This window comes from Massilia alkalitolerans DSM 17462, from assembly GCF_000427785.1.
GTDB lineage: Bacteria > Pseudomonadota > Gammaproteobacteria > Burkholderiales > Burkholderiaceae_D > Telluria > Telluria alkalitolerans.
The window spans coordinates 226,844-241,886 of sequence record NZ_ATYR01000004.1; the positions used below are offsets into that span (position 1 = coordinate 226,844).

The 15,043-nt window shown below is 63.2% G+C and carries 11 protein-coding genes; 5 read left to right on the plus strand and 6 right to left on the minus strand.

The window, feature by feature from the left end; translation table 11 throughout:
* Positions 1-8: 8 nt before the first annotated feature.
* The 4 genes from YWC_RS32705 to tssK are packed head-to-tail and all read right to left on the minus strand — an operon-like array spanning position 9 to position 6,900.
* Entirely contained in the window at positions 9-1,109 is a 1,101-nt protein-coding gene (locus YWC_RS32705; protein WP_156923540.1) for a hypothetical protein, read from the minus strand.
* Between the two features lie 34 nt (positions 1,110-1,143).
* Complete coding sequence (locus YWC_RS31950) at positions 1,144-2,700, minus strand: hypothetical protein (protein ID WP_084416336.1); 1,557 nt, start codon at positions 2,698-2,700, stop codon at positions 1,144-1,146.
* A 37-nt stretch (positions 2,701-2,737) separates the two neighbouring features.
* Positions 2,738-5,563: a type VI secretion system Vgr family protein gene (locus YWC_RS0106700; RefSeq protein ID WP_027864678.1), complete on the minus strand. Its 2,826-nt coding sequence runs from the start codon at positions 5,561-5,563 to the stop codon at positions 2,738-2,740.
* Positions 5,560-6,900, minus strand: a complete 1,341-nt coding sequence (tssK, locus tag YWC_RS0106705; protein ID WP_027864679.1) for a type VI secretion system baseplate subunit TssK — start codon at positions 6,898-6,900, stop codon at positions 5,560-5,562. Before tssK ends, YWC_RS0106700 begins: the two co-directional genes overlap by 4 nt.
* A 167-nt stretch (positions 6,901-7,067) precedes the next feature.
* Between tssK and tssE the strand changes: the two genes are divergently transcribed.
* Genes tssE through tssG form a run of 3 tightly spaced genes read left to right on the plus strand, consistent with a single transcriptional unit; the run spans position 7,068 to position 10,465 of the window.
* Positions 7,068-7,568 carry a type VI secretion system baseplate subunit TssE gene (gene tssE / locus YWC_RS0106710; RefSeq protein WP_027864680.1) on the plus strand — a complete coding sequence of 167 codons (501 nt, stop codon included), beginning with the start codon at positions 7,068-7,070 and terminating at the stop codon, positions 7,566-7,568.
* A 3-nt stretch (positions 7,569-7,571) separates the two neighbouring features.
* Entirely contained in the window at positions 7,572-9,413 is a 1,842-nt protein-coding gene (gene tssF / locus YWC_RS0106715) for a type VI secretion system baseplate subunit TssF (protein ID WP_027864681.1), read from the plus strand.
* On the plus strand, positions 9,377-10,465 hold the full coding sequence (gene tssG / locus YWC_RS0106720; protein WP_027864682.1) for a type VI secretion system baseplate subunit TssG: 1,089 nt from the start codon (positions 9,377-9,379) through the stop codon (positions 10,463-10,465). Before tssF ends, tssG begins: the two co-directional genes overlap by 37 nt.
* Here tssG and YWC_RS0106725 read toward each other — a convergent pair.
* On the minus strand, positions 10,462-10,869 hold the full coding sequence (locus YWC_RS0106725) for a DUF2750 domain-containing protein (RefSeq protein WP_211238949.1): 408 nt from the start codon (positions 10,867-10,869) through the stop codon (positions 10,462-10,464). The two genes, tssG and YWC_RS0106725, sit on opposite strands and share 4 nt — an antisense overlap.
* A 204-nt stretch (positions 10,870-11,073) precedes the next feature.
* On the opposite strand from YWC_RS0106725, the gene YWC_RS0106730 reads away from it, so the two are divergent.
* Positions 11,074-11,916: a helix-turn-helix transcriptional regulator gene (locus YWC_RS0106730; protein WP_036213379.1), complete on the plus strand. Its 843-nt coding sequence runs from the start codon at positions 11,074-11,076 to the stop codon at positions 11,914-11,916.
* A 35-nt stretch (positions 11,917-11,951) separates the two neighbouring features.
* Positions 11,952-12,299, plus strand: a complete 348-nt coding sequence (locus YWC_RS0106735; protein ID WP_051306284.1) for a YnfA family protein — start codon at positions 11,952-11,954, stop codon at positions 12,297-12,299.
* Positions 12,300-12,303: 4 nt separating this feature from the next.
* Here the strand turns inward: YWC_RS0106735 and YWC_RS28560 are convergent, their stop codons facing one another.
* Positions 12,304-15,003, minus strand: coding sequence for a PAS domain-containing protein (locus tag YWC_RS28560; RefSeq protein WP_169728094.1), 2,700 nt, complete (start codon positions 15,001-15,003; stop codon positions 12,304-12,306).
* Positions 15,004-15,043 lie beyond the last annotated feature (40 nt).

A 15,043-nucleotide genomic window follows, 5' to 3' on the forward strand; every position in this document is an offset into this window, starting at 1 on the left:
AACGGCGGCTAATCCTGTTTCTCATCCAACTGCCATATCGTATTTCCGTAGCTAGAATCCAGTTTAGGGAAGATGTCGCCCTTGCCGAAAAAGCGGCGTGAACCTGGAGACGCTGGGCTGAAATAAAAGCCGCTCATCTCGCAGTGCTCTCCTGCTTCAACGCGTCGCTCTTTACGTTCTACCTGATCAGCCTCAGTATCGATTTCTTCAAATTCGCCTTCTAGACATTCAATGTAAAACCACTTCGAAGGCGCGGATGTGAATGCATTACGCGCAACGAGACTTGGAGCAAGGTCTGGGGTAAAGTCTTCGGAGTAAAAAGGATCTTCTTTTAATTGCGGGTCGTTCGCGTTTTTCCTGACGAATTCAAGCATTGCTTGACCATCTAGCCATAGTTTAGATCTGCCGACGTTGGCAAGGGCGCGTTGACCTAGATCGTTAAAGATGGAACACTCTAGAAGCTTTCCGTATTCATTACCGTTCCATGCAAATTGCAGGGCGCCATCAGGATACTCGGAAGACACATAAACACCGTTTTTTGGCGGAATGTCGCCAGTTTCGCAACTAATGTCTTCACGAATCCTAAACTTGGGCAACCGAGGAAATTGCGATGCATGCTCTTGCCACGCTAAAGCAAGAGAAAAATCATCCCATCTGCCATCGATTTGGCCCTTTTCCATCGTGTCATCAATATTTCCAGCATATCTTGTAATAGACGCAAACATCTCATCAAATTGTTCCTCCTCATCAGGCAGAGCCCACTGCATTGAAAACTCTGCCATTCCCCGACCGCACTGATAAGCTCCAGTTCTATGGTAAATTTCTGAAGCGCGATCTGCCATGTGTTTTGCAACTGACAGTCCAAAATCCGCTAGAAACGACCAAGCGTGATTGGACCAATTTTCGCTGGTGTCACGCTCTCCCCACTGAGAACTCTTCAGGAAACGGTCCCTGCCTTCATCACGGCTCTTGTCTAATATTCCGTCAACGAACGTTTGAAGTGCACGAACGCGCTCATGAAGGCCTTTTAAATATTCATCAGATGCAAAAAAGTAGAGCAGCATTGCTTGCTTCTTTTGCCATGTGGTCAAGGTTTTTTTCGATGTCATATTGTCTTTCGCCTCTTGATTTCGAGAAGATAAACTATGGCTTAAATGAAGTCACTTGCCCCGGTAAGGCAGGTAAGCCAATTTTGTCTGGAAATCCACTACCATCAAAATCGGTGTATCCCCATCCCGTTTCAAACGGACCGCTTATGTTTGGATGCGTGATCTTCTGTCGAATCCCCAAATATTCTTCTTGCTCCGGCTTTGGTAATTTATAAAACTCATCTTGGCTAATCGACTTGTCCAGCGTATTTGCATCATTTTTCTTGTAGTACCTCATTACGTCGTTTCGCCGATCATTCCTTTCAACGTTAAATACGATTTGTTCTCCGCCACCTTCCAAATACCTGTCCGGTAGCGCATCTTTTTTCTGACTTGATGCCGGACCTCTCCATACTTTCAGTGTTTCCCCAGGTTTGATGTCATAAACCACGAATTGGCCGTTCACATTCCAGTCAGGCCAGACGGCCAGAAATTTCCGCCAAGCCGCACGTGGATCGGGAGAATTCTGAATCTCGTTAAAAACTTTTTCACTGATCCAACAATCGCTCATCGCCCGACTGTTTGGCGATAGTATGCGGATAAGTCGTGCGGGGCCTTCTATTTCATCAGCAGTGAGTTTATGAAAAGACTTAATGTTTTGCTCTGTTAAACTGGGCCAGCCGTCCTTCACCTTTTTTGCTACACTTTCAGCGTAGCGTTTTGGATTTGCTTCGGACCAGCGAAGATTGTTACCTTCGCTAAGCCATTTTGGACACGGACGCGGCTTTCGCATCAAAGTAACTGCAGTCGCTTCAGGTAACGCACCGCGATAATGCACATTGTTCAGATTGACAATCGCTTTCTTGCTTAGTGCCGTTTCGTCCAACAAGCGCAGAATGACTGCGTCAAATATGGCGTCAATAGTAAGATTGACCTTTGCTATTCCTTCGGTCGCTCGAGAGCGTACCCACATCACTTGCTCTAATGCTTGAGAGGCTTTAGGTCCAACTACCGGGATATGAGAAACCTTGTCGCTAAGTTGTCGCAGCGTTGCGATTGCGGAATCGAATGCTTTGATAAGTTCTGTAGCACCAGTTTTTGATTTGACTTTCTTGATTTCGTTAGCCAGCCAAGAAAAAACATCATCGATTTTGTGTTCTCGCAGATATTTTTGAAAAACTCTTCGACGGAGCAGCGCTACAACCCATGTAATAGCCTTGTCTACGGCGCTTATAATGGCGTTTCCGCCGGCGCGTCGAATGAAGGCAAAGAAGATCTTTAAAACACCTTTCACAAACGAACCGAGGAAAGGCACCAAGCCGATCAGTGTCAGAGCAAGCGCTACCCAAGCCCAGGTATCAGAGGTGTCTTGATGGAGCTTCTTGCAATTAGCAATCAGGTCGCGCACATCGCAGATCTGATCAACCAAAGGAATCATCGATATCGCCGCGTCGGCGACGATCTGCCCGGTAGAGCGGTTCTCATTGAAGTCCCCCTGAACCGCCTGCCAGAACCATTCCCATGGATTGGAACTTACCTCTTCCTCGGGGCGCTGCTCGTTCGTGGTCCAGGCGAGGGCATCACGCATCTGTGTCGTATTAATGTCAGGCATGGATTACTCCGACGAAGACAGTGGGCAGATGTCGCGATCAACCAAGTAACTTTTGCAAGGGGTCATGTGGTTTTTCGTCCTTCGGCTTGCGCGGTTTGTACACCACCTTTTTCACTGGCTTGTTGTCGACGTTCTCATGACGTGCTTTCCCGTTCGCGTCCAGTGTCCCCGTCAGCACGGGCCCCTTATCGAAATGGATTTCGTACTCCACGTCAGGGATGCCTTCCCCAACCTCAGCATCCAGGTAGTTCAGTGAAATCCAGTGAGGCTCTTCCTCGCCCAGCTCACTCGGCAGGTTCTGGAGATTGGCAGTCTGGCGACCGCCCTTATCAAACACGTGCTGTCCACCCTTGACGGAAAACGTCCCCGGACACGCAAACGTAATGTCCCCACCCTCCAGCGTGATCGACGACTCCCCCGCCTGCAGCACGATCTTTTCCTTTGCCTTGATCTCGATGCAGTCATTCACCGAGATCACCGTGATCTCCTTGTCCGCCAGGATCTCCAACGCATCCGTATGCGCCTGCAAGGACACCGGCCCATTCGCCGCAATCGCCTGAATCCCACCCGAGTGGGTAAACAGGCTGGTAGCCCCACCCGACACCGACGAAAACGTATGCCCCGCCGTCATGTGCAGATCCGACTGCGTCGTCCAGTGCAGATGCCTCCCCGCGTACAGCACCGTCGACGCCGGCGTCGCCCAGTTGATGCTGGCCGCCGAATCCATCAGCACGATCGGCGACCCGAACTTCTCCACAGGTTGCGACATGTCGAGCTCGCGCGACCCCGGCTTGGCCTTGAACGCCGGCTGCCCATTCACTGGCCCTTCATACTTGCCTTTGGCCGCAGGATCGATCTGCTCGATAAACGTCTCTTGCGCCTTCAAGGCATCCTTGCTGAACAAGGCCTGCTGCGCCGCCGCGGCATCCGCCAGCTTGGTCGACAGCTCATGCGCACTCTTGAACTGCGCCACCGCCTCCGCCACATCCATCTGCGTCGAGGTCACGCTGGGTCCTTGTGCACGCCGGGCGCGTGTGGACAGCAACACACCTTCTCCACCGCGAATCACCGCCCAGGCATCGGTGCGCAGCTCGAATCCACTGCCGCGATAAGCACCACGTTGCGAGGTACCAGGCTCCTGATGGATCAGGTAACCCAGATTGAGTTGACTAGCGCCGACGCTGGTCGCCAGCCGCATGCGCAGCTGCCCGGTCGTGTCGTCGATCTGCCACTGGTTGTAGCCGCTGCCGTCGAAGTTGCGGGTATGGATCCCCGACAGCACCCCCGCATGGTTGGCGTTTGAGTCGACGCCGGCCGAGAACGGCGGCAGGTCCGCCCCGTTATAGAGCTGCGCCACGATCACCGGCCGGTCGATATCGCCTTCGATGAAGTCGACCAGCACCTCGGTCCCGATACGCGGCGTGAACACCGTCCCCCAGTTCGGCCCGGCCAGCGCCTCGGCCACGCGTACCCAGGTGCCGGAGGTCTCGTTCCCCGGAGCGCAGCCCTTGTCGTCGGTGTTGTGCGCCATCCCGCCCGGGTTCGGACGCGCACCCCGCTGCCAGGCGAACTGGATCCGCACCTGGTGATCGCGGTTGGTGGTCGATACCGCATCCGCCAGCCCGACGACCAGGGCACACTGCGGCCCCGGCGCCGTGGTCCGGTGCGGCGCCACCGTCAAGGAAGGAACGAGCGGCACCACCTCGCGCACGCAGGAAAACGCGTTGCGGTAGGTCCCATGCTCGACACCGGACGAGACGGCGCCTGCCACCCCCGTCCGGAAGTTGTTGCGCGCCTCGTGCCGCACCGACAGCAGCTTGAAGGCGTTCTCACCGTCGGGATAACGGTCGTGCTGGCTCAGGTAAAAAGCATGGCCGGCCGCCAGCCTGCGCACCGCCCCGGTCCCGTCGAACACCTTGTTCCCGAGCTCCAGCGCCTGCAGCATCAATTCGCTGTGCGTATCGGCGGCGCCGCGCTCGGTGGCGATGCGTTCGCCGCTGCCGTCGTACAGGTGCAGCGGCGGCAGGTCCCCCGCATCGAGATGCGAGACGTGTTCGTACGCGGGCGCCAGCAGCTGCGCCGGATCCCAGCTGCTGATCGCCACGCTGTTGGCCTGCACGCTGCGGCGCGCCCGGAAGCCGTCGATCGCATCATCCTGCTCGGTAGCACGCACGCCATGAAAGCGCAGGACCTCACCGCCCGGCGTGGCGGGCGCAATCGCCCTGCTGTCGAACACGATCAGCCGGTGCTTCGCCTGACCGTCCGCGCCATTTTCCGCATCCTCCGCCTGCTCGTGCTCGAAGCGCCAGTTCAGGCCCTCCGATGCCAGCAGCCGCGTGAAGAAATCCAGGTCGCTCTCGCGGTATTGGGTGCAGACCGCCCGCGGCAGCAGGTCCTGCGTGATGTCGAAATCAAAACGTAGCTGTGGATAATCCGCGAGTAATTCACAGACGATATCGCGGACGTTCTTGTCCTGGAAGATGTAGCTGTCGCGTCGCAGCGCCAGCATCGATAGCGCCGGCTCCAGCCGCAGACGGTAGCGCGCCACGCCGCCATCCGCTCCCAGCCACGAAGCCGCCGTACACAGCCCGTGCCACATGCGCCGCGAACCGTCCGGCTGCAGCAGTCCGATGCTCAGCTCTTCGCCGATGAACAGCCCCAGGTCGAGGTCCGTCGAGGTGCTGAGCGCATCCACGTCGAACGCGAACAGTGCATTGACCGCCTCGACCCCGCTGAAGGCTTCCGCCACCAGGGATTCGGGCAGGCCGCTATCCTGGCTGCTTGCCAGGGTGATGAGCCGTGCGTGCTGGCTCAGCCCCGTGCCAAAGATGCCCAGGGCCGGGAAATCCGGTACCGCCTTCATGCGGCGACGGCCAGTAGCTCGAGCCGCAGTTCCTTCAGGCCGGCCGGGACGTAGATCGAGATCGATTGGGCCTTGAGCATGCGCTCGTACATCGGCCCTTTCGCCTCCAGCACGAAGTAGCAGGTCTCGGGACGCACCGGCACCGCCGCCGGCAGTTGCGGCGCGTACTGCAGCCGCACGCCCGGCAGCGCCGACAGCACGAACGTCTCGACGTCGTCCGGCGCGCCGACCTTGAAGCGTAGCGGCACCACGTCCACCAGCTCTACCGCGGGAATGGCGGCCGATACCACGATGTAGAAGGTGGTCCGCTCGTCGATCTTGCCCGAGTCGAGCGCGCCGATGTGGTAGGACGGCCGTACCTCGCTGAGGGCGATGGCGAAGTATTTGGAAGAGATCACCGTGTCGAGCAGCTCGCGGATGATCGCATGCAGCTTGGTGAAGGACGGTCCCGGATCGTTGTGCTGGTAGGGCGGCAGGTCGCCCAAGGTCCAGCTCTTGGAGAAAGTCATCAGCCCGCCCGCCAGATCGAGCAGCTGCTCGTACAGGCGCTCCGGATGCAGGGCCGGATGGTTGAAGTGGTGGGTCAAGGTCGCATACGCGGAACTGGCCGTGTGCAGCAGCCAGAACGAGGACATGTCGCCCGAGCGGAACTCCACCACGTTGCGGCTCGGCTCGCGCTGGTGCCCGTACAGGGCGGCAGTCTTGGCCTGCAGTGCATCGAGCAGGCGGCGCAGCTGCTGGAACAGCACCGGCGCGGCCCCGGTCGACAGCGTCGGCGGCACGAAGCTCTCGTCCATCTCGAAGCCGCCGGTGGAGGCGCGCCGCAGCCGCAGTAGCGGAAAGTGGATGTAGGAGTCGCGCGGCTCCGACTCCGACACCAGCCGCACCGCCTTCTTCAGGTAGGCCAGTTGTACCGGCGCGGCCTGGGTGTACAGGTCGGGCGTTTCCTGGTTCGCCTGCACGAAGCGCGCCGTGTTGCTGGCCTGCCCGGGCGGGGTGAAATTGCCGCTGAACGGCTTCATGCCGGGCAGGGCGACGTAATAGGTGATGGTCTGCTGGGAGGGCGGCAGCAGGCTCAGGTCCACCGTCTCGGGCAGGGCGTCGACGTCCGGGGCGTCGACCAGTTCCCCGTCCTGGAAGCGCACCGCCAGGGCCAGCAGCCGCAGCATGCTGTTGGCCAGGGCTTCGCGGTCGACCTGCAGGGCCTCCACGCCCCATGCATAGGGATGGACGGCCTTGATGCTCTTGTGGAGGCATTGCTCGTGATAGAGGTCTTGCCGCTGGAAGTGCTGTGGACGCAATAACAGGCCTTCGCCCCAGAGAACTTTGCTAGTCATCTCTGCCTTCCCTCAATGTTTGGTGTGATTTGGCGGAACCTACCCGAGAAACCATAACAACTGGAAAGGGTTGCCCATGTGAAGTTGATCAAACGTTGACGCTGCCCGGCATGGCAACATCGAATTTCGTTTTTTGCCGTCCACACGGCGGCACAAAGGGGAGCGCGATGAAGGGTTACACGCCAGGCTTGTTCGACCGCCTGCTGGGCATGCCGAGCCGCGGGCCGGGCAAGACTGCCGCGCAAAGGCTGACGATCGACGAGCTGAAGGACACGGTGGCGCGTGACCTCGAGTCCCTGCTCAACACGCGTTCCAGCATCCCGGAAGGCGCGCTCAAGGCCTACCCCGAATGCAGCCGCTCGATGGTCACCTATGGGTTGAACGACTTCGCCGACCGCTGCCTGTCCAGCCCGACCGACCGCGCGTCCATCTGCGCCAGCATCGAGAAGACCATTGCCTGCCACGAGCCGCGCCTGCGCAACATACGGGCGAATCTCGACCTGCACGGCGAGTCGGTGAACCGCCTGAATTTTTCGATCACCGCCGTGCTGGTGGCCAGCGTGTCGCAGGAGCCGGTCAACTTCGACGCCGTCCTGACGCCATCGACCCTGCAGTACAGCATCAGCAAGGCCGGCAAGGCAGCGCGCGCCGCGCCGCTGGGGACCTGAACCATGGACCAGATGCTGCCCTATTACGAGAGCGAACTCGGCTACCTGCGCCGCGACCTGCGCGAGTTCGCCGAGCGCTATCCACGGATCGCCGGGCGCCTCCTGATCAGCGGCGAGGTATGCGAAGACCCGCATACCGAACGCATGATCGAATCCTTCGCGCTGCTCAACGCGCGCATCGCCAAGCGCCTCGACGACGACTACCCGGAGTTCACGGAAGCGCTGTTCGAGGTGCTGTATCCGCACTACCTGCGCCCCTTTCCTTCGTGCTCGATCGCGCGCATGGACTTCGGCGGCGCCGCCAAGCAGGCCGGCACCAGTATCATCGCGCGCGGCACCCAGCTGAACACGCGCCCGGTGCGCGGCGCGGCCTGCACCTTCCGCACGGTCTATCCGGTTACGGTGGCGCCGCTGGCGCTTGCCCGCGCCGCCTTCTCGGCCATCATCGACGCGCCCGACGCGGTGCGCCTGCCGGGGAATGCGTCTTCCAGCATCAGCCTCACCGTGTCCTCTACTTCCGAGCAGGGTTCGATCGCCCAGCTCGCGCTGCCGATGCTGCGCGTCTTCATCGACGGCGAACCCTCGTTCTGCGCGGCCCTGCGCGACGCGCTCTTCATGCGCGGCGTCGCGGCGTATGTCGAAGCCGACAACAGCGGCCGCTGGACTGCGCTGCCCGCCATCCCGGTGCATCCCGCCGGCTTCGACGAAGAAGAATCGCTGATCGATTTCCCGGCGCGTTCGCACGCCGCCTACCGCCTGCTGACCGAATACTTCTGCTTCCCGGAGAAGTTCAACTTCGTCGACATCGATTTGCACGCGCTGGCCGCGCATGCGCCTCCCGGTGCGCGCACCCTGACCCTGCACCTGGCCCTGTCCGGTGTGCGTTCCGATTCGAACCTGGCGCGCATGCTCGGCACCCTGTCCACCAACAACGTGCTGCTGGGCTGCACCCCGGTGATCAACCTGTTCCGCCAGCGCGGCGAACCTATCCGCGTGACGCACACCAGCGCCAGCTACCCGGTGCTGGCCGACGCACGGCGCGCCTTTGCCTACGAGGTCTATGCGATCGAGTCCTTGAGCCTGATCCGCCAGACCCCGCAGGGCGAGACCCTGGTGCAGTTCCGTCCCTTCTACGCGCTGAAGCACGCGCAGATGCCGGATGACGCCGGCCACTACTATGCGGTGCGGCGCGACGCGTCGCTGGCGGAGAGGAGCCCCGGTTTCGAAACCCAGGTGTCGATCGTCGACATCGACTTCGACCCGGGCGAAGTGGAAACCGACACCCTGAATATCGAACTCACCTGCACCAACCGCGACTTGCCGGCCAGCTTGAGCTATGGCCAGCAGGGCGGCGACCTGTTCCTGGAAGGCGGCTCGAGCGTCCGATCGATCGCTTTCCTGCGCAAGCCGACAAGCTCCCACCGCTTCGCCAGCGGCCGCGGCGCGCACTGGCGCCTGATCTCGCACCTGGCGTTGAACCACCTGTCGCTGGCCGACGGCGGCGTCGATGCCTTCCGCGAGATGCTGGCCCTGTACGACCTGCCCCGCTCGCCATCCTCGCAGCGCCAGATCGGCGGCATCAAGGCGATCGCCCAGCGGCCCACCACGGCCTGGCTGGCCGGTAATCCCTTCACCTGCCTGGTGCGTGGCGTCGAAGTCCGCCTGAGCATCGACGAGGAAGCCTTTGTCGGCAGCGGCATCCATGCCTTTGCCCAGGTGGTCGAGCGCTTCCTGGCGCTGTACGTGCATGCCAACAGCTTCACCCAGCTGGTGATCGCATCGAGCAAAACCGGAGAAGAGATATTGACATGCCAGTCCCGCAGCGGCGATTTGAGCCTGCTGTAATCGAGCGCCTGTTCCGCGAGCCCTACCGCTTCGAGTACGTCCAGGCGGTGCGCATGCTCGAACTGTGGCTGCGCCGGCGCGGCAAGCCTTCGCGCGACCTGGTGGCGCAGTACCTGCGCTTCCAGAATTCGGTCTCGCTCGGTTTTCCGGCCAGCCAGCTCGAAGCGGTGCAGGCCGAGCCGCGCGACATCGATACCAGGCCTGCGGCGCTGGCCGCCGCGCTGGACGCGGGGGCGCTCAAGTACGTGCGCCTGACGCCGTCCTTCATGGGCCTGCTGGGCGGCCACGGCGTGCTGCCGCTGCACTACACCGAGCGCATCGCCGAGCACCAGTCGCTGGAAAAGGGGGAATCGGAAGCCGAAGGCGCACGCGCCTTCCTCGACACCTTTTCCAACCGCACGCTGGCCCTGTTCTACGAAGCCTGGCGCAAGTACCGCCTGGCCCTGCAATACCAGCGCGACGGCCACGACGCCTTCCTGCCTTTGCTCCTGAGCCTGGCCGGACTGGGCAGCGGCGCGCTGCGGCAGCGCCTGGCCGGCAGCGAGGATGGGGTGGTGCTGGACGAGTCGATCGCCTACTTTGCCGGTGCGATGCGCCAGCGCCCGGCCTCCAGCATGCAGCTGGGGCGGGTGCTGTCGGAATATTTTGGACAGCGCGTCAATGCCGAGCAGTTCGTCGGCTGCTGGTACGAGGTGCCCCCAAGCCAGCAGACCATCCTGGGCAGCGACAATGCGGTGCTCGGTGGAGGTGCCATCGCCGGCGCGCGCGTCTGGCAGCGCGACCTGCGCCTGCGCCTGGTGGTGGGTCCGCTGGACCGGGCCGGCTTCAACGACTTCCTGCCGGGCGGGCTGGCCGCGCGGGCGCTGCGCAGCATGCTGGCGATGTTCACCGGGCTGTCGCTCGAATACGAGGTGGAACTGGTGCTGCTGGCAGCCGACGTGCGCAACGTGCGGCTGGAAGGGGATGAAGGCCGGCTGGGCTGGGATGCCTACCTGGTCGAGGGATTGCAGACCGAAGACCGACGCGATGTGCGCTACGAATTAAGTCTCTAGCGCCGGCTCAGCTCGCGCTCCAGGTCCACCCGCAGCGTGGTGGCCGTCGGTGTCAGCCCGCGGTCGCCCGGCGTATAGAAAATGCCGGGCAATACCTCATCCTCTTCCAGCTGGGGCAGCAAATCGCTCATCAGGTCGTCCAGTGAAAAGGCTTGCGGCTCGTAGCCATCCCATTCGTATTCCGCGCACAGGTCGGCGAATTCGCTGGCAGGCCACATGGCGAACACCAGGGTGCCGTCGTCGGTCTTGGCCAGCGCCCAGCCGTCGCGGTACAGTCCCCATGCTTCGCCCGACGCCGCCACCTGCTGCACGAAACGCGTATAGCGCTGCCGGGCGGGCAGGGTGACCACGTCCGCCAGCTGCTGCGCGCCGAGCTTGATTGCTGAAAGTGTCTGCTCGCTCAAGGTATCCACCGCCAAAATAAATGCCGTCTCCGGGAGGATACGCCGGATCGCGAATCGGTGGCGCGGGCACCCGTCACCATTACCTGGCAGGTAATCGCCAGCCCCCAGCCGCCTGCGGAAAAATGGTGGCCAGCGTCACCGGTTTCCTCGACAAGGCGTGAAGCCTGGGCCACAATCGGCCGCAACTGGATCGGAAGGCAAGCCATGGATACTGCAGCGCGCGCAGTGGACAACCAGTACTTCAGCGATTTCGCCGCCGCGCTGCGCTATTGGCGCGGCAAGCGCGGGGCCAGCCAGCTCAAGCTGTCGGTGGACACCGGCATCTCGCAGCGCCACCTGAGTTTCCTGGAGACGGGCAGGGCGGCGCCAAGCCGCGAGCTGATCCTCAAGCTGGGCCTGGTGCTCGACATCCCGCTGCGCCAGCGTAATGCGATGCTGCTGGCGGCCGGCTTCGCGCCGGCCTACCGCGAGCGCAGCCTGTCGGACCCGGAGCTGGCGTCCGTGATGCAGGCGCTCGACTTCATGCTGGCCCAGCAGGCGCCCTATCCGGCCCTGGTGGTCGACCGCCTGTGGAACCTGGTGATGGCGAACGAGCCGGCCGCCCGCATGATGCGTTTTTTCCTCGGCATGCCGGCTAATTCCCCGATCCCGCGCGACGGTTCGGTCAACGTGCTCAAGCTGACGCTCGACCCGGACGGCTTGCGGCGCCACCTGCTGAACTGGGAAGACGTCTGCACCGACCTGCTGCAGTGGGTGCAGCGGGAGGCGATGGGCGATGGTCCGGGCAGCGAGGCGAGTGCCTTGCTGGACGAGCTGATGGCCTTTCCCGGCATCGCAGGCGCGACCAGCCAGCCCAACCTCGACCGCCGCGCCCTGCCCTTCCTGCCGGTCCAGCTGCGCAAGGACGAGGTGACGCTGAACCTGTTCACCACCATCACCACGCTGGGCACGCCGCACGACGTAACCGTGCACGAGCTGCGGCTGGAATCCTTCTTCCCGGCGGATGCGGCCAGCCGCGCGTGGTTCGAGGCACAAGCGGCTGGCTGAGGATAAGATGGGCGTTTTCCACAAGCGCGTCCTCCATGCCCTTCGATCTCCTGCCCTTCGGCCGCATGGCCGGCCTGTTCTTCGTCACCGCCATCGCCGAGCTGCTCGGCTGCTACCTGCCTTTGCTGTGGCTGACCGGAAAGGGCTCCGCCTGGCTGCTGGTTCCGGCGGCCCTCAGCCTGGCGGTCTTCGTCTGGCTCCTGACCCTGCACCCGGCCGCCAGCGGGCGCGTCTACGCCAGCTATGGCGCGGTCTACATCGCCACCGCGCTGGCCTGGTTGTGGATCGTGGACGGCATCAGGCCGGTGTGGAGCGATTACCTGGGTGTGGCGCTGGCGCTGGCGGGTGCCGCCTGCATCGCTTTAGGACAGCGCCAGGCTTGAACCGTCAAGCGGCCAGCTTCGCCAGCAGGTCCTGCACCACGTCCAGCTGCACCGGCTTGGTCAGGTGCTGGTCGAAGCCGGCCTCGTTCGACTTGCGGCGGTCGCTATCCGCGCCCCAGCCGGTCAGCGCCACCAGCGTGACGTCTTCCAGCCCTTCCAGCCCGCGCATCGCGCGTGCGGTCTCGTAGCCGTCCATGCCGGGCATGCCGATGTCGAGGAAGGCCACCTGCGGCCGGAAGGCCTGCGCGGCCGCCAGGGCCTCGATGCCGCCGTGCGCCACCTGGGTCGTGTAGCCGCAGGCTTCCAGGATCATCGACAGCGTCGTCGCCGCGTCGACGTTGTCGTCCACCACCAGGATCCGGGTGCCGCCCACCGCGCCCTCCGCCGATTGCGGCACGGGCTGCACCAGCGTGTCCTGGGCGCCGTCTGCGAGCGGCAGGCGCACGGTGAAGGTGCTGCCGGCATGCGGCCCGCCGCTCGCTGCCGCGACCGATCCGCCGTGCATGTCCACCAGCCTGCGCACCAGCGACAGGCCGATCCCCAGCCCGCCTTGGGCGCGTTCCAGGTGGTGCCCGACCTGGCTGAACATCTCGAACACCGAGGAGAGTTCGTCCTGGGGGATGCCGATCCCGTTGTCCGAGACCGCGATCAGCGCGTCCGATCCTTCGATGCGCAAGGACAGGCCGATGCGCCCGCCGTTAGGGGTGTACTTGGCCGCGTTGTTGAGCAGGTTGGCCACCACCTGGGCGATGCGCGTAACGTCGGCCTCGACCGGCACCGCATGTTCCGGCACGTCCACCGACAGCTCGTGGCGGCCGGTCTCGATCAGCGGCAGGCTGGTCTCGACGGCGTTCGAGAGCACGCCGCGCAGGTCGGCGCGTTCCTTCTTGAGTTCCAGCTTGCCGCCGCTGATGCGGGCGATGTCCAGGAGGTCGTCTATCAGGTGCACCATGTGGCTGACCTGGCGTTCCATCATCTCGCGCACCCGCGCCACCGAGGCGGGGTTGTCGCCCTTCAGGCGCATGACCGACAGGCCGCTGCGGATCGGCGCCAGCGGGTTGCGCAACTCGTGCGCCAGGGTGGCCAGGAATTCGGTCTTGCGGCGGTCGGCCTCTTCCAGGTCGCTGGCCAGCTTGCGCAGGGTTTCCTCGGATTGCTTGCGCGCCGTGATGTCGCTGAACAGCAGGGCCACCCGGCGGCTGGCCGGCCCGCCGAGGCGGGTGGCATAGACGTCGAACCAGCGTCCCATCGCAGGGGCCGCGTTCTCGAAGCGCACCGGCTCGCCCATTTGCGCCACCCGGCCGTAGGTCTCGAACCAGAACGCGTCGAGGGTCGGGATCATCTCGCGCGCCGTCCTGCCCACCGCGTCATGCAGGCCCGTATGGGCCTCGAACATCGGGTTCATCTCGAGGAAGCGGTAGTCGACCGGCCGGTCCTGCGCGTCGAAGATCATCTCGAAGATGCAGAAGCCCTGGTCGACCGATTCGAACAGGGTGCGGTAGCGCTCCTCGCTGGCGCGCAGCTTCTCGGCGGCGCGCCGGCTTTCGGTGGTGTCGACCACGATCGCCACCAGGCCCTGGAATTCGCCGTTCGGGCCGCGCAGCGCGTTGACGCTGCTGGTGGCCGGCATTACGCTGCCGTCGCGGCGCAGGTATTCCTTGTCGATGACCACGCCCGACTCGCCGCCGGCCAGCAGGCGCACCGCCTCCAGCGTCACCGGCACCGAATCCGGGGCGGTGACGTCGAGCACGCTGGCGCCCAGCAGTTCCGCCTCGGTGCGCTGCACCATCTCGCAGTACTTCTGGTTCACCAGGGTGATGCGGCCTTCGTGGTCCAGTTGCACCACGCCGGTGGCGGCCTGGCTGACGATCTTCTGGAAGCGTTCGCGGCTTTCGTACAGCTCGATCTCGGCGAGCTTGCGGTCGGTGACGTCGATGCCGTGCACCAGGATGCCCGTCACGCGGCCGGCGTGGTCGCGCAGCGGCATGTAGACCTGGTCGACGAAACGGCGCTCCAGCGGCGCATCCGGGCGGCGCTGCAGCATCACCGGCACGTCGTTGCCGAATAGCGGCTCGCCGCTGCGGTACACGCCGTCCAGCAGTTCGACGAAGCCCTGTCCGGCGAGTTCCGGCAGCGCCTCGCGCAGGGGCACGCCGATGTTGGAGCGGCCGCCGACCAGCTGCAGGTAGCGTTCGTTTTCCAGCTCGAACACGTGATCCGGGCCGCTGAACACGCACATGAAGGCCGGCGCTTGGCGGAACACGTCGTCCAGGCGCTGCTTGGCGCTGCGTAGCTGGGCCAGCAGGCCTTCGCGCTCGGCCTCGGCGCGCACCTGGCCGGTGATGTCGCGCGAGTTCGCCAGCAGGCCATCCTGGCCAACCCGGCTGACGGTGACCTCCCACCATTTGACGGTGCCGGCGGCGGTCGGGCAAGGCGCGCGCAGGCGCCCGACGCCGGTGCTGCGCGCCGCCGCCATCGCGGCTTCGACCTCGGCCCGGCTTCTCTCCGGCCACAGCGCGGTCCAGGGCTGGCCGCGTACCGCCTCGAAACCGTCGAGTTCCAGGGCGCGCAGGCCGTTGCTGTTCATCGCGACGATATGGCCCGCCGCGTCGAGCAGCTTGACGCAATCGGGGCTGGCTTCGAAGAGTAGATGGCCTAGTGTGGCGGGGTCGAGCGCCTGGGAGGCGTCACGGCTGTCCTGCATGGTAGGGTCCTTGTTGGGTACTCGGCAGTATATCTGCATG